General features: G+C 61.1%; 21 protein-coding genes. 13 read left to right on the top strand and 8 right to left on the bottom strand.

Annotation, left to right across the window (positions count from 1 at the left end; genetic code table 11):
- Positions 1-55 precede the first annotated feature (55 nt).
- The 4 genes from ACWKV4_RS10710 to ACWKV4_RS10695 all read left to right on the top strand — a co-directional run bounded on the left by ACWKV4_RS10710 (position 56) and on the right by ACWKV4_RS10695 (position 2373).
- The gene (locus ACWKV4_RS10710; protein WP_483832052.1) at positions 56-358 is read left to right on the top strand and encodes a hypothetical protein; all 303 of its coding nucleotides are present in this window, start codon (positions 56-58) and stop codon (positions 356-358) included.
- Positions 355-1224 (top strand): DUF72 domain-containing protein, encoded by an 870-nt coding sequence (locus ACWKV4_RS10705; protein WP_483832124.1) that lies wholly within the window; start codon positions 355-357, stop codon positions 1222-1224. Before ACWKV4_RS10710 ends, ACWKV4_RS10705 begins: the two co-directional genes overlap by 4 nt.
- 17 nt (positions 1225-1241) lie before the next feature.
- Positions 1242-1922, top strand: coding sequence for an extensin-like domain-containing protein (locus ACWKV4_RS10700; RefSeq protein ID WP_483832051.1), 681 nt, complete (start codon positions 1242-1244; stop codon positions 1920-1922).
- Positions 1923-2013: 91 nt separating this feature from the next.
- Complete coding sequence (locus tag ACWKV4_RS10695) at positions 2014-2373, top strand: hypothetical protein (RefSeq protein WP_483832050.1); 360 nt, start codon at positions 2014-2016, stop codon at positions 2371-2373.
- 152 nt (positions 2374-2525) lie between these two features.
- Here the strand turns inward: ACWKV4_RS10695 and ACWKV4_RS10690 are convergent, their stop codons facing one another.
- Positions 2526-3629, bottom strand: a complete 1104-nt coding sequence (locus tag ACWKV4_RS10690) for an enoyl-CoA hydratase/isomerase family protein (protein WP_483832049.1) — start codon at positions 3627-3629, stop codon at positions 2526-2528.
- Positions 3630-3739: 110 nt separating this feature from the next.
- Between ACWKV4_RS10690 and ung the strand changes: the two genes are divergently transcribed.
- Complete coding sequence (gene ung / locus ACWKV4_RS10685; RefSeq protein ID WP_483832048.1) at positions 3740-4435, top strand: uracil-DNA glycosylase; 696 nt, start codon at positions 3740-3742, stop codon at positions 4433-4435.
- Here ung and ACWKV4_RS10680 read toward each other — a convergent pair whose 3' ends face one another.
- From ACWKV4_RS10680 to ACWKV4_RS10665, 4 genes are read right to left on the bottom strand one after another with little or no spacing between them, the layout of a single operon-like run.
- Complete coding sequence (locus tag ACWKV4_RS10680; RefSeq protein WP_483832047.1) at positions 4436-5479, bottom strand: AbrB family transcriptional regulator; 1044 nt, start codon at positions 5477-5479, stop codon at positions 4436-4438.
- A complete protein-coding gene (locus ACWKV4_RS10675) occupies positions 5463-6974 on the bottom strand; it encodes a tripartite tricarboxylate transporter permease (RefSeq protein ID WP_483832046.1) in 1512 nt (503 codons plus the stop codon). Before ACWKV4_RS10675 ends, ACWKV4_RS10680 begins: the two co-directional genes overlap by 17 nt.
- A gap of 3 nt (positions 6975-6977) precedes the next feature.
- The gene (locus ACWKV4_RS10670; RefSeq protein ID WP_483832045.1) at positions 6978-7439 is read right to left on the bottom strand and encodes a tripartite tricarboxylate transporter TctB family protein; all 462 of its coding nucleotides are present in this window, start codon (positions 7437-7439) and stop codon (positions 6978-6980) included.
- Between the two features lie 43 nt (positions 7440-7482).
- A complete protein-coding gene (locus ACWKV4_RS10665; RefSeq protein ID WP_483832044.1) occupies positions 7483-8463 on the bottom strand; it encodes a Bug family tripartite tricarboxylate transporter substrate binding protein in 981 nt (326 codons plus the stop codon).
- A gap of 192 nt (positions 8464-8655) precedes the next feature.
- Between ACWKV4_RS10665 and ACWKV4_RS10660 the strand changes: the two genes are divergently transcribed.
- Positions 8656-9327 (top strand): response regulator, encoded by a 672-nt coding sequence (locus tag ACWKV4_RS10660; RefSeq protein ID WP_483832043.1) that lies wholly within the window; start codon positions 8656-8658, stop codon positions 9325-9327.
- Positions 9320-10720: a sensor histidine kinase gene (locus ACWKV4_RS10655; RefSeq protein WP_483832042.1), complete on the top strand. Its 1401-nt coding sequence runs from the start codon at positions 9320-9322 to the stop codon at positions 10718-10720. Before ACWKV4_RS10660 ends, ACWKV4_RS10655 begins: the two co-directional genes overlap by 8 nt.
- A gap of 3 nt (positions 10721-10723) precedes the next feature.
- Here ACWKV4_RS10655 and ACWKV4_RS10650 read toward each other — a convergent pair whose 3' ends face one another.
- Together ACWKV4_RS10650 and ygfZ are read right to left on the bottom strand one after the other, a co-directional pair.
- Positions 10724-11533, bottom strand: coding sequence for an HDOD domain-containing protein (locus ACWKV4_RS10650; protein ID WP_483832041.1), 810 nt, complete (start codon positions 11531-11533; stop codon positions 10724-10726).
- Between the two features lie 98 nt (positions 11534-11631).
- Complete coding sequence (ygfZ, locus tag ACWKV4_RS10645; RefSeq protein WP_483832040.1) at positions 11632-12573, bottom strand: CAF17-like 4Fe-4S cluster assembly/insertion protein YgfZ; 942 nt, start codon at positions 12571-12573, stop codon at positions 11632-11634.
- A 140-nt stretch (positions 12574-12713) separates the two neighbouring features.
- On the opposite strand from ygfZ, the gene ACWKV4_RS10640 reads away from it, so the two are divergent.
- Both ACWKV4_RS10640 and ACWKV4_RS10635 read left to right on the top strand, forming a co-directional pair.
- Positions 12714-12968, top strand: a complete 255-nt coding sequence (locus ACWKV4_RS10640; protein WP_483832039.1) for an FAD assembly factor SdhE — start codon at positions 12714-12716, stop codon at positions 12966-12968.
- Positions 12952-13416, top strand: a complete 465-nt coding sequence (locus tag ACWKV4_RS10635) for a protein YgfX (RefSeq protein WP_483832038.1) — start codon at positions 12952-12954, stop codon at positions 13414-13416. Before ACWKV4_RS10640 ends, ACWKV4_RS10635 begins: the two co-directional genes overlap by 17 nt.
- Before the next feature lie 156 nt (positions 13417-13572).
- On the opposite strand, the gene nadB is transcribed toward ACWKV4_RS10635, so the two are convergent.
- The gene (gene nadB / locus ACWKV4_RS10630; RefSeq protein ID WP_483832037.1) at positions 13573-15180 is read right to left on the bottom strand and encodes an L-aspartate oxidase; all 1608 of its coding nucleotides are present in this window, start codon (positions 15178-15180) and stop codon (positions 13573-13575) included.
- A gap of 543 nt (positions 15181-15723) precedes the next feature.
- On the opposite strand from nadB, the gene rpoE reads away from it, so the two are divergent.
- From rpoE to lepA, 4 genes are all read left to right on the top strand, one after another.
- Positions 15724-16305: an RNA polymerase sigma factor RpoE/AlgU gene (rpoE, locus tag ACWKV4_RS10625; protein ID WP_483832036.1), complete on the top strand. Its 582-nt coding sequence runs from the start codon at positions 15724-15726 to the stop codon at positions 16303-16305.
- A gap of 31 nt (positions 16306-16336) precedes the next feature.
- Positions 16337-16879 carry a sigma-E factor negative regulatory protein gene (locus tag ACWKV4_RS10620; RefSeq protein WP_483832035.1) on the top strand — a complete coding sequence of 181 codons (543 nt, stop codon included), beginning with the start codon at positions 16337-16339 and terminating at the stop codon, positions 16877-16879.
- Between the two features lie 454 nt (positions 16880-17333).
- Positions 17334-18764, top strand: coding sequence for a DegQ family serine endoprotease (locus tag ACWKV4_RS10615; RefSeq protein WP_483832123.1), 1431 nt, complete (start codon positions 17334-17336; stop codon positions 18762-18764).
- Between the two features lie 206 nt (positions 18765-18970).
- A complete protein-coding gene (gene lepA / locus ACWKV4_RS10610) occupies positions 18971-20767 on the top strand; it encodes a translation elongation factor 4 (protein WP_483832034.1) in 1797 nt (598 codons plus the stop codon).
- Positions 20768-20772 lie beyond the last annotated feature (5 nt).

The following is a 20772-nucleotide window of genomic DNA, read 5'->3' as shown; positions in this document are numbered from 1 at the left end:
TACGCGCGCTCAGGCTACAGTCCGGCCCGTTGCTATCATCCTAACGAGAACCTGTATGCGCATAGACGGCGTCGCATCGCGGTCATACCCCATCAAGCGTAAGCCACGCAGTGGCTTCACGCGGGTAGACGAAGCGGTCGACGAACAGGAAGCCGAAGTCGAAGTTATCGAAGCTCGCCAGCGCCCAGCCGCTGGCGCGGGCCGCGGTACCCTCGTAGCCACGCTGCCGTCACGCCATCATGAAGACCTGCTACGCGGCGTGAATGCCCGTGTTGCCAGCGCTTTGGCCAGCTACCTGACCACCGCAAGCTTTGTGGATTGGGACGGCGAAGTACTCGGCCTGGACGTACACATCTGAGTTCGCTGGCCCTGCCCTATCACCTGGGTTGCCCTTCGTGGAGCGAAGCGGCGTGGCGTGGCGATCTCTACCCCGATGACGCCTCGCCTTCCGAGTTGCTAGGGCTTTACGCCCACACGTTCAATGCCGTGGAAGGCAACACTACCTTCTATGCCTGGCCTGCGCCCACCACGGTAGCCCGTTGGGCGGTGGAGATGCCCGAGCACTTTCGCTTTACCGCCAAGTTTCCCAGGGACATCAGCCATGCGCCAGACTTGCTCGCCCACTTAGAAGCTGCTGAGCAGTTTCTACGCTTGATGGCGCCCTTGGGGCCGCGGGTAGCGCCGGTTTGGTTACAGCTGCCTGCCAGTTTCGGCCCCACACGCCTGCCTGAGCTGGCCGCCTTTATCGACACCATCGGTCATCCACTGGCCGTGGAGCTGCGCCACCCCGCATTTTTTGCCAAAGGCGAAGAAGAGCGCGGGGTAAATCGCCTGCTTCGCGACAGCGGCACGGAGCGCATCTGTCTGGACCCAAGGGCGCTGTTCAGTGTGGTCAGCAATGACCCGGCGGTACGCCATGCCCAAGCGCGCAAGCCTAAGGTGCCACCGCGCCCCGCGGCGTTCAGCCAGTGCCCGCAAGTGCGCTTCATTGGCCTGCCAGCGGTCATGGATAACGACAGCTTCCTTACGCCTTGGGTTGAGAAAGTGGCAGGGTGGATCGAAGAAGGCTTGCGGCCCTATGTGTTTCTGCACACTGCGGATAACCGACACGCGCCAACCCTGGCGCGGCATTTTCACACTCGCTTGACGGCCCGCTTGCCGGGCCTGGCGCCACTCACCCCGCTGCCTGAGTCGCCGTCAGCGGCGCAACTGGGGTTGCTTTAGGTTGAGGGCACTCGCACATGCGCTGGCTAATCGCAGGAGTAGGGGTTGGCGTGTTGTTGACGTTGGCCTGGTGGCAATGGCCGCCGCCGTCACGCTGGAACCCCTGGGCCCCATTGAATGTAAGTGACCCGCCCAATGCCCTTACCCCTTACAAAATGATGCGCCTACGCAGTGACCCTGCGCTGTGTGCTGCCGCGCTGGCCACTTCAGGGCTAAGCGTGCGTGCTCAAGCGGACTCACCAGCAGGCCAGCGTTGCCTTTTGCAGAATGTGTTGCGAGTCAGTGGTGGGCCGGTGAGCCTAAGCAGTAGTTTTCTCGCCACCTGCCCGCTGGCGGTGGCGTTTGCCCTGTTCGAGCGCCATGGCTTGCAGCCAGCGGCACTGGCGGCCTTCAACATGCGGGTGACCAAGGTCGAACACCTGGGCAGCTTTGCCTGCCGCAATGTCTATGGCCGAAGCCAAGGGCGGCTTAGCGAACATGCTAGCGCCAATGCCCTGGATATCGCAGGTTTTCGCTTGGCCGACGGCAGGCGCATCAGTGTGTTGAAAGACTGGAACAAGGGTGAAAACGGCGCCTTTTTACGCCAGGCACGAGCGGCTGCCTGTCAGGCTTTCAGTACGGTACTCAGCCCCGACTACAACGCGGCCCACCGTAATCACTTCCATCTGGATATGGGCGGCTGGGCGGTGTGTCGGTAAATATATTGCCAGGTATTTCAGAGCCGCACTGGAGCCTTCTGGCGGGGTCTGAGGTTCAGCAGATTACCCACCGCGGTCCTGGAGGCCGCTTATGTATCGCACATTATTGCTGATCGCTTCGATGGGTACGCTGCTTGGAGGCTGCGCGCCCTATGCCACCGAGGGCTATGTACGAACGGAGGTCTACAACGTACAAGCCCCTGTTTACGAGTACCCCACCTATGCGGCACCTTACGGCTATACCCAGGGCTATTACATAAGGCCCGCGCCTCGGTATTACGGCCCGCCGCCTGTGTATTACCGGCCAGCGCCGCTACCGGTATGGCGCTACGGCCCACCTGGCCAGTGGCAAGGCCGGCCTGGCCCGTATTGGCGCGATCACGGCGACCGTGGAGGTTGGCGCGGCGGGCCGGACAGGGGCCACGGCTGGCACGGGCGTGGGCGGCGTTGAGCCGGTATTATACCTTTAGAACGGTTCGCCAGCTTCGCTGGCTCCCACAGGCTGAACTGCTCACCTGTCCAACCTGTTCGCCAGCTTTGCTGGCGCCTACCGCTTGATTCGGCTGTAGGGGCCAGCGAAGCTGGCGAATCCGATGCCAAACCCTACAAATCCGCCAGCGGGTGTTCCCCTTCCCAAGCGCGACTGAAGTGAGCGTTGACCACGGCTTCTGGGATGGCTGCCACGTCGGGCCAATGCCAGTGGGGGGTATTGTCTTTATCTACCAGGCGCGCGCGTACGCCTTCGCTGAATTCCGGGTGGCGGCAGCAGTTCAGGCTCAGGCCGTATTCCATTCGCAGCACCTCGGCCAGCGACAGGCGGCGCGCGCGCTCGAGGTGGTGCCATACCAAGTGCGCGGTGAGTGGGCTGCCGTTGACCAGATTCTGCGCCGCTTGGGCGAGCGCAGGGTCGGCATGGTCGCGCCAGCGGGCAATGGCTTTCCATGCCTGTACAGGCCCAGGAACGTCCAGTAGCGCGTCAATCGCGCCGCGCCGCGCCAGCCAGGCTGGGGCGGGGCGGCTGGCCTGGGCTTCGTGTTCCAACGCGCGCAACAAACTGATCAACTGCAAATCGGCGTCTTCTTGCCAATTGAGCTGAACCAGGCCGTCAATCAGCGCATCCTGTTGATCATCGCGCAACAGGCGGTCGGCCAGGCCTAGTTCCAAGGCATCGGCGGCATTGACTTGGGCACCGGTCAGGGCCAAGAACAACCCCAACTTGCCCGGCAGACGGTTGTAGAACCAGCCAGCGGCGACGTCCGGGTACAAACCGATGCTCACCTCCGGCATGGCCAGGCGGCTGCTAGGGGTAACGATGCGGATGGCCGCGCTTTGCAACAGGCCCATGCCGCCGCCCAACACATAGCCGTGGCCCCAGCAAATCACCGGCCGCGGATAGGTGTGCAAACGGTAATCAAGTCGGTATTCCGCTTCGAAGAACCGCGCCGCCAGGGCTGGCACTTCCCCTGGGTGAGCCCGACAGGCTTCGACCAGGCTGCGCACATCACCACCGGCGCAGAACGCCTTGGAGCCGTTGCCCCGCAGCACCACGCAGGTGATGCGCGGATTACGTTCCCAGGCGTCGAGCTTGTCGTGCAAAGCCTCTATCATGGGCAGCGACAGCGCATTGAGCGAATTGGGCGCATCCAGCGTGGCAATGCCCACCATGGCACCATTGGCCCCGATCAGCTCTTCGAAACTCAAATTCATCGCAACCTCTGTGCAGTGCTTGTTGGAATTATCAGGCCCAGGCGGGCCAGTTCGATTGACAACAGAGAAGGGGTTTCCTAGTGTCCTGGGATTGTTCCATGGACTACCACATGACCACCACCGACACCGACACCGACCGTATCAAACTTGAGCCGAGCTGGAAGCAGGCACTCAAAGAAGAATTCGACCAACCCTACATGCAGCAGTTGCGCGAGTTCCTGCTACAGGAAAAAGCCCAGGGCAAGGCAATCTACCCCCCTGGGCCGTTGATCTTCAATGCACTGAACCTTACGCCCTTGGCTCAGGTAAAAGTGGTGATTCTTGGGCAAGACCCTTATCACGGGCCTGGTCAAGCCCACGGCCTATGCTTCTCAGTACAGCCGGGGGTGCCCGCGCCGCCTTCGCTGGTGAATATCTTCAAAGAGCTTAAACGCGACCTGAACCTGGATATCCCCAACACGGGGTGCCTGCAACCTTGGGCCGAGCAGGGCGTGCTGTTGCTTAATACTACCTTGACCGTAGAGCGCGGCGTGGCCGCGTCCCATGCCAAGAAAGGCTGGGAGCCGTTCACCGACCGGGTCATCGAGACGGTCAATGCCCAGTGCGAGCATGTAGTGTTCTTGTTATGGGGCAACCACGCTCAGAGCAAAGCCGCGCTCATCGACCCCACGCGGCATTTGATCCTCACCTCCGTACACCCTTCGCCGTTGTCCGCCCACCGGGGTTTTATTGGCAACGGCCACTTCAGCAAGGCCAATCGCTTTCTCGAAGATCACGGCGTCGCACCGGTGGATTGGCGGCTGTGATCAGCCTTGGGGCGGGCGGTTCCAGCGACGGAAGATAGGCTCGGCCAAAAACAGCACGAACATCAGCCGCATCACCTGTAGCGCGGTCACCAGCGGCACGGACAGCTGCAAGGTTTCCGCGGTCAGGCTCATCTCGGCGATACCCCCTGGCATCATCCCCAGGGTGAGTGAGCGCAGGTCCAGCTGCGTAGCGGTGCTCAGTAGCCAGGCCGCAAGGCCCGCTACCAGCATGGTGAGCAGGGTACCGATCAATGTTCGGCCCAGGAACGAGGGCGCGCGGCGGAAGAACGCGCGGTTAAAGTGGCAGCCCAAGCCGCTGCCGATCAGCCATTGGCCGATCTGGCTGGCACCGAAGGGCAGGCTGCCTTCCAAGTTAAAGCCAATGCTCAGCGCAGCGGTGATCAATAGTGGCCCGAACAGCCAAGGGTTGGGTTGCCCCAGGGCCTGCCAAGCCAAAGCCGCAGCCAGCCCTAGTGACCCCACTAGCAACAGCCAGCCCCACCCCAGGGCCTCGGCGTGATGGGCCACGGCGCCTTCGCCCAGTAGATACTTGAACAGTGCAGGCACCAACAGCACCACCAGCAGTACCCGCAGGCTTTGGCCCGCCGCTACACGGCCCAGGTTGGCGCCGTTGCGCGCGCCAAGGTTGACCATCTCGCCTGAACCTCCGGGCATGCTGGAGAAGAACGCCGTGGCTCGGTCTTCACCGGTGCGCAGCAGCAACCACACACTGGCCAGGCTAGACAGGCTCGTCACCAGCGCGCCTGACACAATCAGCCCCCAGTGATCGGCTACTTGTTCCAGCACCAGTGGCGTGAAGTGCAAACCGATGCCGATGCCGATGATCCATTGCCCACAACGGCGACCGTTGGGGATTTCCCGCAACTGCCAGGGAGTGGCGCAGCGCACCAGAATCACCCCTAGCAACGCGCCGGTCATCCACGGCAAGGGCCAACCAGCGAGGCTAGCCAGCCAACCGCCTGCCAGCCCCACCAGGGCGGTGAAATACCAGGCAGGGCTAAGCGGGTCAGGCGTTGGCGACATGACGAGCGCGGCTGCGTTTACGCCAGATGCGCACCAGAGGCAGGATCAACATGACTGCGGTCACGACCCAGGTACCGACGGTAATCGGGCTGGACACGAGAATGTGCAGGTCGCCATTGGAGATCGACAGCGCCCGGCGCAGGTTTTGCTCCATCAGCCCGCCCAGGATAAAGCCCAGCAGTAACGGCGACAGTGGGAAGTCCAGTTTGCGCAGGATATACCCGAAGATACCGATGCCGACCATCAAGAACAGGTCGAAGGTGGTCGCGTGCACTGCGTACACCCCGATGCCGGTAATGATGGCGATAATGGGCACCAGCGCCCAGTTCGGCACCGACAGAATGCGGGTGAAGATCCGGATCATCGGGATGTTGAGGATCACCAGCATCACGTTAGCGATGAACAGGGACGCGATCAGGCCCCAGACGATGTCTGGCTGCTGCTCGAACAACAATGGCCCGGGCGTGATGTTGTACAGGCTCAAGGCACCGATCATTACCGCTGTTGTACCAGACCCCGGTACGCCCAAGGTCAGCATGGGCACCAGCGCGCCGCAGGCCGCAGCGCCAATTGCCGTTTCCGGCGCAGCCAAGCCACGCAGGTCACCCTGCCCAAACTTGCTGGTGGTCCCAGCCATGCGTTTTTCCGTCATATAAGCTACGGCACTGGCCAGGGTTGCACCGGCCCCGGGCAGAACGCCCATGACGAAGCCCAGCAGCCCACAGCGCATGTTGACCCACCACACGCTTACCGCTTCCTTGAGGTTGAACATCATCCGGCCAGTGGCTTGAGCGGCTACATGGCCATGGTGAGTCTTCTCCAGCAGCAGCAGAATCTCCGATACCGAGAACAGGCCAAGTACCAACACCACGAACTGAATACCATCAGCCAAGTGCACGCTGTCGCCCGTGAAGCGGTACACACCGCTGTTGGCGTCGATACCAATGGTGGACAGAAACAGCCCGATCAGCGCCGCCATAAAGGTCTTCAGCGGGCGGTTGCCCGCCATGCCGCCCAGGCACACGATGGCAAAGACCATCAGGGCGAAATACTCCGCTGGCCCGAAGGCTACGGCCCATTTAGCCAGGATAGGGGCAAACAGCACCATGCCACAGGTCGCGATAAAGGCGCCGATGAACGAACTCCAGGCCGACAACGACAACGCCACCCCCGCCAAGCCCTGACGGGCCAATGGATAGCCGTCCAGGGTGGTCATCACGGTGGAGGCTTCGCCTGGGATGTTCAGCAAAATCGAGCTGATCCGCCCGCCGTATTCGCAGCCCAGGTACACCGCCGCGCACAAGATCAGCGCCGATTCCGGCGGCAGGCCCAGCGCGAAGGCGATAGGAATCAACAGGGCCACGCCGTTGATAGGCCCCAGCCCCGGCAACAGGCCCACTACCGTACCGATCAACGTGCCGCACAGCGCGGTGGTCAGGTTGTAAGGGGTCATGGCAACGCCGAAGCCTTGCGCTAGGTAACCAAGAGTGTCCATGGGTCAGTTCTCCAATACGCTAAGCAAGCCCAAGGGCAGCGGGACGTCCATCACGCGGTCGAACAGCAGGTACAGGCCCACCGCCGCCAGAGGAATCACCACCAAGGTGGGTAGCCAGCGGCCGCCGTAGAGCCGTGCCATAGGGATGCCCACCACCAGGGCGCTAAGGATGAAGCCCAGCGGCTCGAACAAGCCGGCGAACAGCAGCAGTAGCACGACGCAGGCACCGATCTTCAGCAGGCTGTGACGGTCCAGCGCGGGCTCGTCCTCGGTGTGTACCACCAGCGCCGGGCGCGCGATCATGTACACCAAGGCGATGCTCATCAAGGCCAGCAGCAGTAAGGGGTAGGCCCTGGGCCCGACGGGTTCATAGGAAAAAGCAGCCTGATAAGGCCAGGCCATGACCGCCAGCGCCACGCACACCGCCAGCAGCGCCGCGGCAAATAGCCGTTGCAATGTTTTCATGTTTTGCCTCCGGCGCGCCCCCCGTTGCCGTGGGCGCAGGGGATCACTGGATTAGCCCGAACTCTTTGGCCAACACTTTGTAGTCGGCTACCTGTTTCTTCACGTAGGCGTCCAGTTCCGGGCCGGTCATGGCGAAGGGGAACAGCTCTCGTTGGTCGCGCAGCTTGGCGAACTCTTCGTTGGTCAGCAGCTTGTCGAAGGTGTTTTTCCACCAGGCGTAGTCTTCGTCGCTAACCTTGGGCCCCAGGTAGAAGCCGCGTACCACGGGCCACTGAATGTCGTAGCCCTGTTCCTTGGCGGTGGGGATATCTTTCATTTCTGGTTCATTCAGGCGCTCGGGGGCGAAGACAGCCAGAATGCGCATGTCACCGGCTTGAATGTGCGGCATGGAGTCGGAGATGTCCGTGCTGCCGACCTGAATATGGCCACCCAGCAAGGCCGTGGCGATCTCACCACCCCCTTCAAGGGCGACATAACGCAGTTCTCGCGGGTTAATCCCGGCGGCCTTGGCAATCAACGCGGTTTGCATCCAGTCCTGGCTGCCCACGGTGCCGCCTGAGCCGATCACCACGCTGCCTGGGTCTTTTTTCAGAGCTTGAACCAAGTCGTCGAGGGTTTTGTAGGGGGAGTCACTTTTCACCGCGATGGCGCCATAACTGGTACCTACCGCTGCCAGCCAGCGCACGGCGTTTTCGTCGAAGCGGCCGAACTTGCCCTGGGCCAGGTTAAGCAGCGAACCGCTGGACCATGCCACCAGAGTACCGCCATCTGCTGGCCGTTGGGCGACCACTGCGTTATAGGCCACCGCGCCAACGCCGCCGGGCATATAGGTCACGCGCATCGGCTTTTCCAGCAGCTTCTGGTTCAGCAGGGCGCTTTGCACCAATTTGCAAGTCAGGTCGAAGCCGCCGCCAGGGGAGGCCGGGGCGATGCATTCGGGGCGCTTGGGTTCATCGGCGAAGGAGGGGGCGGCCAGCGCCAAGCAAGTGACGGCCAGCGCGAGGGGGCGCAGTATCGCGTTCATGGTGACTCCACTGTTGTTGTTTTTGTTTGACAGGTCGGTGCCTGCCTCGTCCAAGCCTATGGGCCGAAGCTTTCGCCAGCCTTTCAGTCAATCAGCGCAGGGATTAAAACCGCGCTGATGCCATGCACATATCGCCAACGCAAGCTAGATCGTAGACACTGCGCAACCGCGGTGGCGCGAACAGGAGGGCCGATGCGCATTCTGCTGGTGGAAGATCATGTGCAGCTGTCACAAAGCATCGCTCAGGCATTGAAGGCCGCTGGGCTAACCGTGGACGTGCTCCATGACGGCGTGGCAGCGGACCTGGCCTTGGCCAGCGAAGATTACGCCATGGCCATTCTAGACGTTGGCCTGCCCCGGCTGGACGGGTTCGAGGTACTGGCTCGGCTTCGAGACCGTGGTCGTAACTTGCCAGTGCTGATGCTCACGGCCAGGGCCGATGTCAAAGACCGGGTGCATGGGCTAAACCTGGGGGCGGATGATTACCTGGCCAAACCGTTCGAGCTAACTGAGCTTGAGGCACGGGTTAAGGCACTGCTGCGTCGCACCCTGCTCGGTGGCGAGCGGCAACAGCGCTGCGGCCCTCTGGTTTACGACCTTGAAGCCCGGCGATTCAGCGTTGGCGACGTGCCCTTGGTGCTCACTTCGCGGGAACAGGCGGTGCTCCAGGCGCTGATTGCCCGGCCGGGGCGGGTGATGAGCAAGGAGCAACTGGCCGCCCAGGTATTCGGTCTGGATGAAGAAGCCAGCGCCGAGGCTATCGAGATCTATATTCATCGCCTGCGCAAGAAGCTGGACGGCCAAGGCGTGGCTATTGTGACTTTCCGTGGCTTGGGCTACCTGCTGGAGGGCCGTGATGCCTAAGCCAGCGAGCCTGCGCTGGCGGCTATTGGGCAACCTGGCCTCGCTGCTGGTGCTGTTGATGCTGGCCAGCGGCCTGAGTGCCTATTGGAATGGGCGCCAAGCCGCGGACATCGCTTATGACCGTACCCTGCTGGCTTCGGCGCGTACCATCGCCGCCGGGCTGTTCGAGCAAGACGGTAAGCTGAGCTTGGATGTGCCTTATGTGGCCTTGGACACGTTCGCCTACGACAGCGCTGGACGTATTTATTACCAGGTCAACGGCATTGATCAAAAACTGATTTCCGGCTACGAAAACCTGCCGGCCCCACCGCCGGGTACGCCGCGCACCGATACTTATCCCGCCCTGGCCAAGTTTTACGATGGCAGTTATCGCGGCCAGGACGTGCGCGTGGTAAGCCTGCTGACCGCGGTGAGCGAGCCGAGCATGAACGGCATGGCCGAGATCCGCGTGGCGGAAACCGACGAAGCTCGGGTCAGCATGGCGCGGGACCTGATGACCGACACCTTGCTGCGCCTGGGAATGCTCGGGGGCGGGGCTTTGTTGCTGGTATGGATTACCGTCAGCGGTGCGCTGCGCCCGTTGGAGCGGCTGCGCCGCGCGGTGGAGGAACGGCGCTCCGATGACCTGCGGCCGTTACCTCGTGAAGAAGTGCAGCATGAGCTGCTGCCGCTGGTGGAATCCATCGATCACTTCACCGAACGGCTGCGCGTGCAGTTCGAGCGCCAGAGCCAGTTTATCGCTGACGCTGCCCATGAACTGCGCACGCCACTGGCAGCGCTCAAGGCCCGGGCCGAGCTTGGGTTGCGTACCGCCGAAGCCGCAGAGCTGCGGATTGCGCTGGAAGACAACCGGCACGGCATCGACCGGTTGACCCACCTGGCCAACCAGTTGCTTTCACTGGCGCGCATCGAAAATGGCGCCCAGGCCATTGCCGAGGGTGGAGCGCACGCTGTGGACCTGTCGCAGGTGGCGCGGGAGCTGGGCATGGCCATGGCGCCCCTGGCCCACGCGTCTGGAGTTGCCCTGGCCTTGGAGGCCGATGAGCCCATGCAGGTGGTAGGTGAACTCACGTTGCTCAGCGAATTGCTCAGTAACCTGGTGGATAACGCCCTGGCCCATACGCCCGCCGGCGGCACGGTGGTGATCCGAGTATTGGCAACAGGCGTGCTGGAGGTAGAAGACAACGGTCCAGGCATTCCTGAAGTGGCGCGGGCACGGGTATTCGAGCGTTTCTATCGAGGCAGCCAGCAAGGCACAGGCTTGGGCTTGGCTATCGTTGGGGAAATCTGCCGTGCTCACCGGGCCAGTATCTCGCTGCACGACGGCGCCCAAGGCGGGCTCAAGGTGCGGGTGGCGTTCGATGCCAATGCCAGTGGCAGCGCTCCTGGCTAGGTATCACGCTAACATCGCCCGTGCTTCGTCCAGTTCGCGGCTGAGCAACGGCGGGTTAAGGTGGTCCATGCCCAGCCGTGCATAGGACGGCAACGTACTGATCACCGGGCGTTTGGTGATAGGCATATTGAGCAGTGAGGCCATCTGCACCACATCGGCGTAATCGGCGGTGGCTTGTTCACGCTGGTAATCCAGGTAGAACAGCGGCACGTCCGAGAGCACCTTGGGGAAGTCCCAGGCTTTGAGTATCCGCGCGCCCAGTACGGGGTGAATGTTCTCGATCACATGGTTCAGGCACACCGGGTCGCTGAGCAGGTTGTGCTCTTCGGCGTAGGTCAGAATCGGCAACACCCCGATCAGGTGAACCATGCCGGCAAGCGCGGCCTGGTCGGGCTTGAGGTGAGGCTGTCGGCGGCACAGTTCGTAACCAATGCCCGCCACCTGAATGCTAGTGGCCCAGGCGGCTCTTAGCTTGGTTTCAATGATGGGAAGGCGGGTGCTGAAAATCTGCTCGATCACCAGGCCAACAGCCAGGTTGCAGGTGTAATTGACGCCCAGCCGGGTGATCGCTGTGTGCAGGTTGGTCACTTCCATCTGGCTGCGCAGCAACGGACTATTCACCACCTTGATCAGCCGCGCGGTCAGCGCCGGGTCGCGCCCCACCACACGGCCTAGCTCGCGGATACTGACGTTACTGTCTTCGGCGACCTGGCGGATCTCGAAGGCAACCTCGGGTAAGGTCGGCAACAAGAGTTCGTCCCGGTCGATGGCGACCAGCAAATCGTCTTGAACCGCTTGCGCCAGCTCGGTCATAAGGCCTCTCGGGCTTTCAACGTAATGCGCGATTCGCAAGGCGCTACCTTGGTACAGCGCCAGGGCATGGGTGAATCCAGCACCTGGGTGTGCAACGACTAGCGCTGGATTTCGCGGTCGCGGTCAAGCGTATAGGGTAGATCAAGCAAGGTTAAGCGAGGGCCGTCAACGGCACCCAGGTTAACCTCGCCGCGTTCCACGGCATCTCCCTGTAGCACCGCCAGCAATTCAAAGCCTGCTTCGGCTGGCGCTGCCATTACCACTTCGCCCACCGCTGTGGCATGGACTGGGGCGAACAGTGGAGTGCCAGGCGCGGGCAGTTCACCCTCCGCCAGGGCCAGCCGATACAACCGCCGCTTGAGCTTGCCCAGGTACTGCATGCGGGCGACGATTTCCTGACCGGTATAGCAGCCTTTTTTGAAACTTACGCCGCCCACCGCCTGCAGGTTGATCATCTGCGGAATGAACAGCTCGCGAGTAGGCCCGAAGACCTGGCCCAGGCCCGCCCGAACCTGCCCCAGCAACCATGCCTGTACGCTGGCCTGGGCCATGGCCGTAGCGAGCCGGGCCTGGAACGCCTCTGCCTGTTCGGCCCCAACCCATGCCTCGGCGCGTTGTGGGGAAACCCGAATGAACAGCGCGCCATCTAGGTTGGCCACGGCATTGGCCTCGGCGGGCAGCTCGATCCCTAGTTCAGTCAGGAAGCCTTCGCCCTGCACAATGCCGAAGCGCACCCAGTGGCTGGTGTCGTGGGTCAAGGTAGCCTTGGAAAACACCGCGTATTTTTTGAGGTCGGCCAGTTGCGCATCCAGCAACTCCGCGGCCATCGCCAAGAGGTAGCCATCCTGGTGCCGCACGATGCGAAAACTCGATTGCATACGCCCCTTGGGCGTACAACGCGCGCCAAGGCTGCTGGCATTTGGGCCAAGGTAGTTAAGGTTGCAGGTCAGCTGGCCTTGCAGAAATTTGCTGGCATCCGAGCCGCGAACCGCGAGCACGCCCTCATGGTCGAGAACGCAAAAAAAGGCAGAGTCGGACATGGGTCACTTTGCTGAGCGAGAAGGGGTTCATCATAGTGCGCTCAGCGAAAAATAAACAGGCACGGCATATTCGCTCACAGTGCGCGGGTGTCGACGCCCGTGCTGGGCTGTATACTGGCGGCCTTTTCGAGGAGGGGCCCATGGTCACGGATATTGAACTCAACCGCCTGTACTGGCACAGCCGCCGCGGCATGCTGGAGCTGGACGTGCTGCTGGTACCCTTCGTCAAAGAAGTGTATCCCAACCTCGACGAAACCGACCGTGCGGCCTATGTACGTTTGCTGACCTGCGAAGACCAGGACATGTTTGGCTGGTTCATGGAGCGCAACGAGTCGCCAGATCCTGAACTGCAGCGCATGGTGCGCATGATCCTGGACCGTGTACAGCCGAAATAACCGCTTCGAATGCCGCTGGCAGCCTTCGAAGGCGCTATTTATAGGCTATTGCGCGGCGCAACTGCTCGCTCAGTGCTCGGCGCTTACCTTGGCCTTGCCCTTTCCAGCGGTATTCGCATTGTCGCTGGCTTGCCTTGCACATGGTGCCTGGGTGCTGCCGCGGCATGTGCTTCTTGGCTCGGCGCATTCAATCACCGGCCTGCAGCGTAGCCCTCGAGGCTGGGCGGTGTTCAGCCGTGCCAAGGGTTGGCAGCCTGTTCAATTACGCCATGACAGCCTGGCCCTGCCGCTGATGGTAGTGCTGCGTTATCGTGTGGCTGGGCAGCGCTGGTCGCGATCGGTGTGTATTCCCGCCGACGCGCTGCCCACCGATACCCATCGCCGCCTGCGTTTACGGTTGCGGTTTAGCCGCGATCGGTTTAAGCCGCCTGCGGGTGATGCGCTTTAGATACCGCTTAAGCGCGATTGTTGTAGGCGTGAGCGAAGCTGGCGAAAGCTGCACCGCGAGGGTGGCTGTCAAGCGTCATACACCCCTGTTTGCTGCGCGACAGCGCGGCGCCTTGGCAGCGGGACGGCTCCTACAGGCGTTAGTCGGTAACCGGTATCAGCCTGCCGGCGCCAGAATGGTGTCGATGGCCTCCTCCAGCAACCCTGGGTAATCCAGGGTGTAATGCAATCCGCGAGACTCCTTCCGTAGCAACGCGCAGCGGATCATCAGGTCCGCTACCTGGGCCAGGTTGCGCAGCTCGATCAGGTCCCGGCTTACTTTGTAGTTGCTGTAGAACTCATCGATTTCGCTGAGCAGCAAGCGCACTCGATGCTGTGCCCGCTGCAGGCGTTTGCTGGTGCGCACAATGCCCACGTAGTCCCACATAAAGCGCCGCAGCTCGTCCCAGTTGTGGGCAATGACGACGTCTTCGTCCGAGTCGGTCACCTGGCTGGCGTCCCAGGCCGGTAGCGCTTGTGGCGTAGGTACTTGCTCCAGCTGGGATCGGATATGGTCCGCCGCCGATCGCCCATAGACGAAACATTCGAGTAGCGAATTACTGGCCATGCGGTTCGCCCCGTGCAGGCCGGTGAAGGTGGTTTCGCCAATGGCGTAGAGGCCAGGTACGTCGGTGCGCCCCGCATTGTCGATCATCACCCCGCCGCAGGTGTAATGGGCCGCGGGCACCACGGGAATGGCCTCTTTGGTGATGTCAATGCCAAAGGCCAGGCAGCGCTCGTACACCGTAGGGAAGTGCGCGCGTACGAAATCTTCGGATTTGTGGCTGATGTCCAAGTAAACGCAATCCGCACCCAAGCGCTTCATCTCATGGTCGATGGCGCGGGCCACGATATCCCGTGGGGCGAGTTCGGCCCGCGGGTCGAAGCGTGGCATGAAACGCTCGCCGTTGGGCAGCCTTAGTACCGCGCCCTCGCCACGCAGGGCTTCGGTGACCAGAAAGCTTTTGGCCTGAGGGTGATAGAGGCAGGTGGGGTGAAACTGATTGAATTCCAGGTTGGCTACCCGGCAGCCGGCCCGCCAGGCCATGGCGATGCCGTCGCCGCAGGCGCCGTCGGGGTTGCTGGTATAGAGGTACACCTTGGCGGCGCCGCCCGTGGCCAGCACGGTGAAACGCGCACCGAAGGTGTCCACTTCGCCCGTTTTACGGTCTAGCACATAGGCCCCGAGGCAGCGCTCGCCGTCGCGCCCCAGGCGCCGCTCGGTGATCAGATCTACCGCGACGCGCTGCTCCAGCAGTTCGATGTTTGATCGCAAGCGCGCTTGGCTCAGCAGCGTATTGAAGATGGCAGCGCCGGTGGCATCCGCGGCATGAATGATACGTCGATGGCTATGGCCGCCTTCGCGCGTCAGATGAAACTCGAACTGGCTTGGGTCGGCCAGGGCAGTATCGTCCCGGGTAAAGGGTACGCCCTGGTCGATCAGCCACTGGATGGCTTCACGGCTGTGCTCCACGGTAAAGCGCACGGCGGCCTCGTCACACAGCCCACCTCCGGCCACCAAGGTATCGCGCACGTGGGAGTCCACCGTGTCGGCATCATCGAGTACCGCCGCTACGCCGCCCTGGGCCCAGTAGGTGGAGCCATTGGAGAGCGGCCCCTTGCTGAGGACCGCGATGCGTAAGTGCGAGGGTAGATTCAGCGCCAGGCTCAAGCCGGCGGCGCCGCTGCCAATAACCAGAACGTCATGTTGCAGGTGCTGACTCATGTCTCTCCGGCGGCTCAGGCAACCGCGTGTGGCTCAAGGCAGTAGGCAAGGGCGGGCACCGGCTTCTTAAGCAGGTGCCTGCAGTTACCGGGCGCCGTTAATGAGCGCCTACAGCCGCCTGGCGGCTGCAGGGCAAAATGGAATCGTCCAATACAGCGGACGGTCGCCATTTATACCAGCGAGCGTTAATAGGGGCTACGGTATTGTCCCTTAATCGCGAACAGTGCTGGACGTCACAACGCCCTTTGTAGGAAATTGGCTATCCGGTACCGGGAACTTTCCTAAATGGGGCACAATCCATAGGTGGTTACCAAAAAAACGGCGCAACGAAGCGGACGCTTTAGGCGGCAAGCTTTTGTTAGCAGCTGGACATCCGGATTGTTGACACAGCAGGGCGGTACCTGGTGTGTTTTTTCCTGTACCCGCTTTTACGGGTGGGAAACTTGCGTAGAGGGGAGAACTTTTGCACAAAGCCCGAGTCTATGGTTGCAAGCCTGAACGATGGCTCTTGCAGCGCTCCTTGGGGCACAACGAGGAGTGTTCATGCTAACCCAGGAAGAAGATCAGCAACTGGTTGAACGCGTTCAGAAGGGTGACCGTCGTGCGTTCGACCTGCTGGTGCTGAAGTATCAGCACAAGATTCTCGGTTTGATCGTGCGTTTCGTCCACGACACCCATGAAGCACAGGATGTTGCCCAAGAAGCCTTTATCAAGGCGTATCGGGCATTGGGAAACTTCCGCGGTGACAGCGCCTTTTATACCTGGCTGTACCGTATCGCCATCAACACGGCGAAGAATTACCTGGTGTCCCGGGGACGACGGCCACCAGACAGCGACGTTAGCTCCGAGGACGCTGAGTTCTACGATGGCGACCATGGCCTGAAGGACCTCGAATCCCCAGAGCGGTCGCTGTTGCGAGATGAAATTGAGGGCACTGTTCACCGTACGATCCAGCAATTGCCTGAAGATCTGCGCACCGCTCTGACGTTGCGTGAGTTCGATGGCTTGAGCTACGAAGACATTGCCAGCGTCATGCAATGCCCGGTGGGTACCGTAAGGTCGCGTATATTCCGCGCCCGCGAAGCCATAGACAAAGCCCTGCAGCCACTGCTGCAGGAAACCTGAGACAGCGGCGACAGCCAAGAGAGGAACCGCAATGAGTCGTGAAGCCCTGCAGGAATCGCTGTCCGCGGTGATGGATAACGAAGCGGACGAATTGGAATTACGTCGCGTGCTTAGCGCTGTTGAAAGCAGCGAAGCACGTGCTACTTGGGCGCGCTACCAGATCGCCCGCGCAGCCATGCACAAAGAATTGCTCGAGCCTCGTTTGGATCTGGCCGCCGCGGTATCGGTTGCCTTGGCTGATGAAACCGCGCCGGTTCGCGCTGTTGCTCGGTCATGGCGTAGCCTGGGCCGTTTGGCTGTCGCCGCTTCGGTGACCGTGGCCGTGCTGGCGGGCGTGCGTTTGTACAACCAGAATGAACTCAGTGGAAATGAGTTGGCTCAGCAGGCGCCACAGCCAGTGCTGACGGCTCCTCAAGCCCAAGGCCCGGCCGTGTTGGCAGGCTACACTGAAAGTAACGATGTGCAGGCGCCAGCTGCCAAGAACCAGGCCGGTTGGCAGGATGATCAGATTCTGCGTCAGCAGCCTCAGGAGTCCGCCAACAAGGGCGCACACTCCAGCATGGAAAACCGCTAAGGCGAAACATGCACTTGCCCTGTCCGCCGCACGCTAGTGCGGCGGTAGGCGTTCCCTCCCAGTGTTGGCGGCCGCTAACACCTCGTGTAGGCCCGATCAAATCGATCAAAGGGTTCTCGCAACCTCTATTGAAATCTACCGCTCATGCCCCTATACCCTGGCCTGGCCACTCTGGTAGCAGGCTAGTTCGTGCCTGCCCGCAAAACGCCTTCGAGGCAAAACGTGATCAGGCTGTAGTGAATTCAGGTTCATGTTTCAATCTGCAACATGAAAAATGGGCCCGGATTGTTGCAAAGCCCATCGGTTTTTCTTATAGGTCTTTGCCACCAAGGGCACATCCTTTAACACTGTGCTGTTCGTCAGTCATTGGCCTTTTGCCGATGCCTGGCCTTAACTGAAGCCAAGGTTACCCCTTCGCTTAACCATGCTCGCAATGTACGGGAGCCGTATGTCGATACCACGCTTGAAATCCTGCCTCTCGCTGTTCGCGGCGGTGCTGATGCTAGGGCAGGTCGTTACTGCCCAGGCTGAGGCCTTGCCAGACTTCACCACCCTGGTGGAGCAAGCCTCGCCAGCGGTAGTGAACATCAGTACCACGCAAAAGCTGCCGGATCGCGGTGTGGCCAATAGCCAAATGCCGGATCTGCAAGGCTTGCCCCCGATGTTCAGGGAGTTTTTCGAGCGCAACATGCCTCGCAATAATCCGCGGGCCCCCCGAGGGGATCGTCAGCGCGAGGCTCAGTCCCTTGGCTCCGGCTTCATCATTTCGCCAGATGGCTATGTGATGACCAACAACCATGTGATCGCCGATGCCGATGAAATCATCGTGCGCCTGTCTGATCGCAGCGAGCTCAAAGCCAAGCTGGTGGGTACCGATACCCGTACCGACGTAGCCTTGCTGAAAATCGACGGCAAGGACCTGCCCACGGTGAAGCTGGGCGACTCCGATAAGCTCAAGGTAGGGGAGTGGGTGCTGGCCATCGGTTCGCCGTTTGGCTTCGACCATTCGGTCACTAAAGGCATCGTCAGTGCCAAGGGCCGCACGCTGCCCAATGACTCCTACGTACCCTTTATCCAAACCGATGTGGCCATCAACCCAGGCAATTCCGGTGGCCCGCTGTTCAACATGAGCGGTGAAGTAGTAGGGATCAACTCTCAGATATTCACTCGCTCCGGTGGCTTCATGGGCCTGTCGTTCGCCATCCCGATCGACGTTGCCCTGGACGTTTCCAACCAGTTGAAGAAAGACGGGAAGGTCAGCCGTGGGTGGTTGGGCGTGGTCATCCAGGAAGTGAACAAAGACCTGGCTGAATCCTTTGGCCTGGACAAGCCCGCCGGTGCCTTGGTGGCACAGGTGATGCAAGATGGCCCCGCGGCCAAGGGCGGGCTGCAAGTGGGCGACGTAATCCTCACCATGAATGGCCAGCCTATCATCATGTCGGCTGACCTGCCCCACCTGGTGGGCGGGCTGAAAGCAGGGGCCAAGGCTAGCCTGGAAATCATTCGTGACGGCAAGCGTCGTACACTGGACCTTACCGTAGGCGCATTGCCAGAAGACGACGACGCCGAGGCTGTGGCGGGCGCGGACGGCCAACCCGAGCGCAGTAGCAACCGCCTGGGTGTTGCCGTGGCAGACCTGACCGATGAGCAGAAAAAAGCCGCGGACCTCAAGGGCGGCGTGCTGATCAAGGACGTACAGGATGGCCCCGCTGCCCTGATCGGGCTGCAACCAGGTGATGTGATCACGCACTTGAACAACCAGGCCATTACATCGGCCAAGCAGTTCACCGACGTGGCCAAGGCCCTGCCGAAAAACCGTTCGGTGTCGATGCGCGTGCTGCGCCAAGGCCGCGCCAGTTTCATCACCTTCAAGTTGGCTGAGTAACTCGCCCCGTAGCAGCCAGCTGGCGTAGGCTTAACCGCGACCGGCTTCCCTCCAGGGATCGCCGGTCGCATCCTATAGTGGGCCTATCAAGCGCGGCTGGGGACGTCGGTTCCAGCAACGAACTTGCCTCAAGCCCTACGGCATCAGGTACAATGCCCGGCTATTTTTGTCGGGCGCCCGCCCGAGGCCTTTTTGAGTGTTGATCCGTGAGTGATTTGAGTCATATCCGCAATTTCTCCATCATCGCCCACATCGACCACGGCAAGTCGACCCTGGCCGATCGGTTCATCCAGATGTGCGGCGGCCTGGCCGACCGTGAAATGGAAGCCCAAGTACTGGACTCCATGGACCTGGAACGCGAACGCGGCATCACCATCAAGGCCCATAGCGTTACCCTCTATTACAAAGCCAAAGACGGCAAAACCTACCAGCTGAACTTCATCGATACGCCCGGGCACGTGGACTTCACCTATGAAGTCAGCCGCTCGCTGGCCGCGTGTGAGGGCGCGCTTCTGGTAGTGGACGCCGGCCAAGGGGTAGAGGCGCAGTCGGTCGCCAACTGCTATACCGCCATCGAGCAGGGCCTGGAAGTAATGCCCGTGTTGAACAAGATGGACCTTCCCCAGGCCGACCCGGACCGGGTGAAGGACGAAATCGAGAAAATCATCGGCATTGACGCCATGGACGCGGTGGCCTGTAGCGCCAAGAGCGGCATGGGCGTGGATGAAGTGCTCGAGCGCCTGGTGCAGACCATCCCCGCGCCCCAGGGTGAAATCGATGCGCCGCTCCAGGCACTGATCATCGATTCCTGGTTCGACAACTACCTGGGCGTTGTGTCGCTCGTTCGAGTGCGCCAGGGCCGGGTAAAGAAGGGCGACAAGATTCTGGTCAAATCCACGGGCAAAACCCACCTGGTGGACAGCGTGGGTGTCTTCACGCCCAAGCACACCCCAACCGTGGACCTCAAGGCCGGCGAGGTGGGCTTTATCATCGGCAGCATCAAAGACATTCACGGCGCCCCGGTGGGGGATACCCTTACGCTGTCCACCACGCCGGACGTCGAAGTACTGCCAGGCTTCAAACGCATCCAGCCCCAAGTGTACGCAGGGCTGTTTCCTACCAGTTCGGAAGACTTCGAAGATTTCCGTGAGGCGCTGCAAAAGCTGACCCTGAACGACTCATCGTTGCAGTATCAGCCAGAAAGCTCCGACGCGCTGGGGTTCGGCTTCCGCTGTGGCTTCCTGGGCATGTTGCACATGGAAATCATCCAGGAGCGCCTGGAGCGCGAGTATGACCTGGACCTGATCACCACAGCGCCCAGCGTGATCTACGAAGTGCAGATGAAAACCGGCGAAACCTTGTACGTGGATAACCCGTCCAAGTTGCCGGATGTGTCCTCGGTGGAAGACTTCCGCGAGCCGATCGTCGAAGCCACTATCCTGGTTCCCCAGGAACACTTGGGCAATGTGATTACCCTGTGCATCGAAAAGCGTGGGGTGCAGCGTGACATGCAGTTCCTGGGTACCCAGGTGCAAGTGCGCTATGACTTGCCCATGAACGAAGTAGTCCTGGACTTCTTCGACCGCCTCAAATCCACCAGCCGCGGCTATGCCTCGCTGGACTACCATTTCGATCGTTACCAGTCCGCGAACCTGGTAAAGCTCGACGTGTTGATCAATGGCGACAAGGTCGACGCCTTGGCCTTGATCGTTCACCGCGACAATGCCCACTACAAGGGCCGCGCGCTGACCGAAAAAATGAAGGAGCTGATTCCTCGACAGATGTTCGATGTAGCGATCCAGGCAGCCATTGGCGGCCAGATCATTGCCCGGACCACGGTCAAGGCGCTCAGGAAAAACGTTCTGGCCAAATGCTACGGTGGTGACGTAAGCCGTAAGCGTAAGCTGCTTGAAAAGCAGAAAGCCGGTAAAAAACGTATGAAACAGGTCGGCAATGTGGAAATCCCACAAGAAGCCTTCCTCGCCGTGCTCAGGTTGGAATGATCAGG

This window comes from Pseudomonas artemisiae (assembly GCF_057128685.1).
The sequence above is the reverse complement of the archived record's forward strand: the minus strand, read 5'-3'. Positions and strand labels throughout refer to the sequence as shown.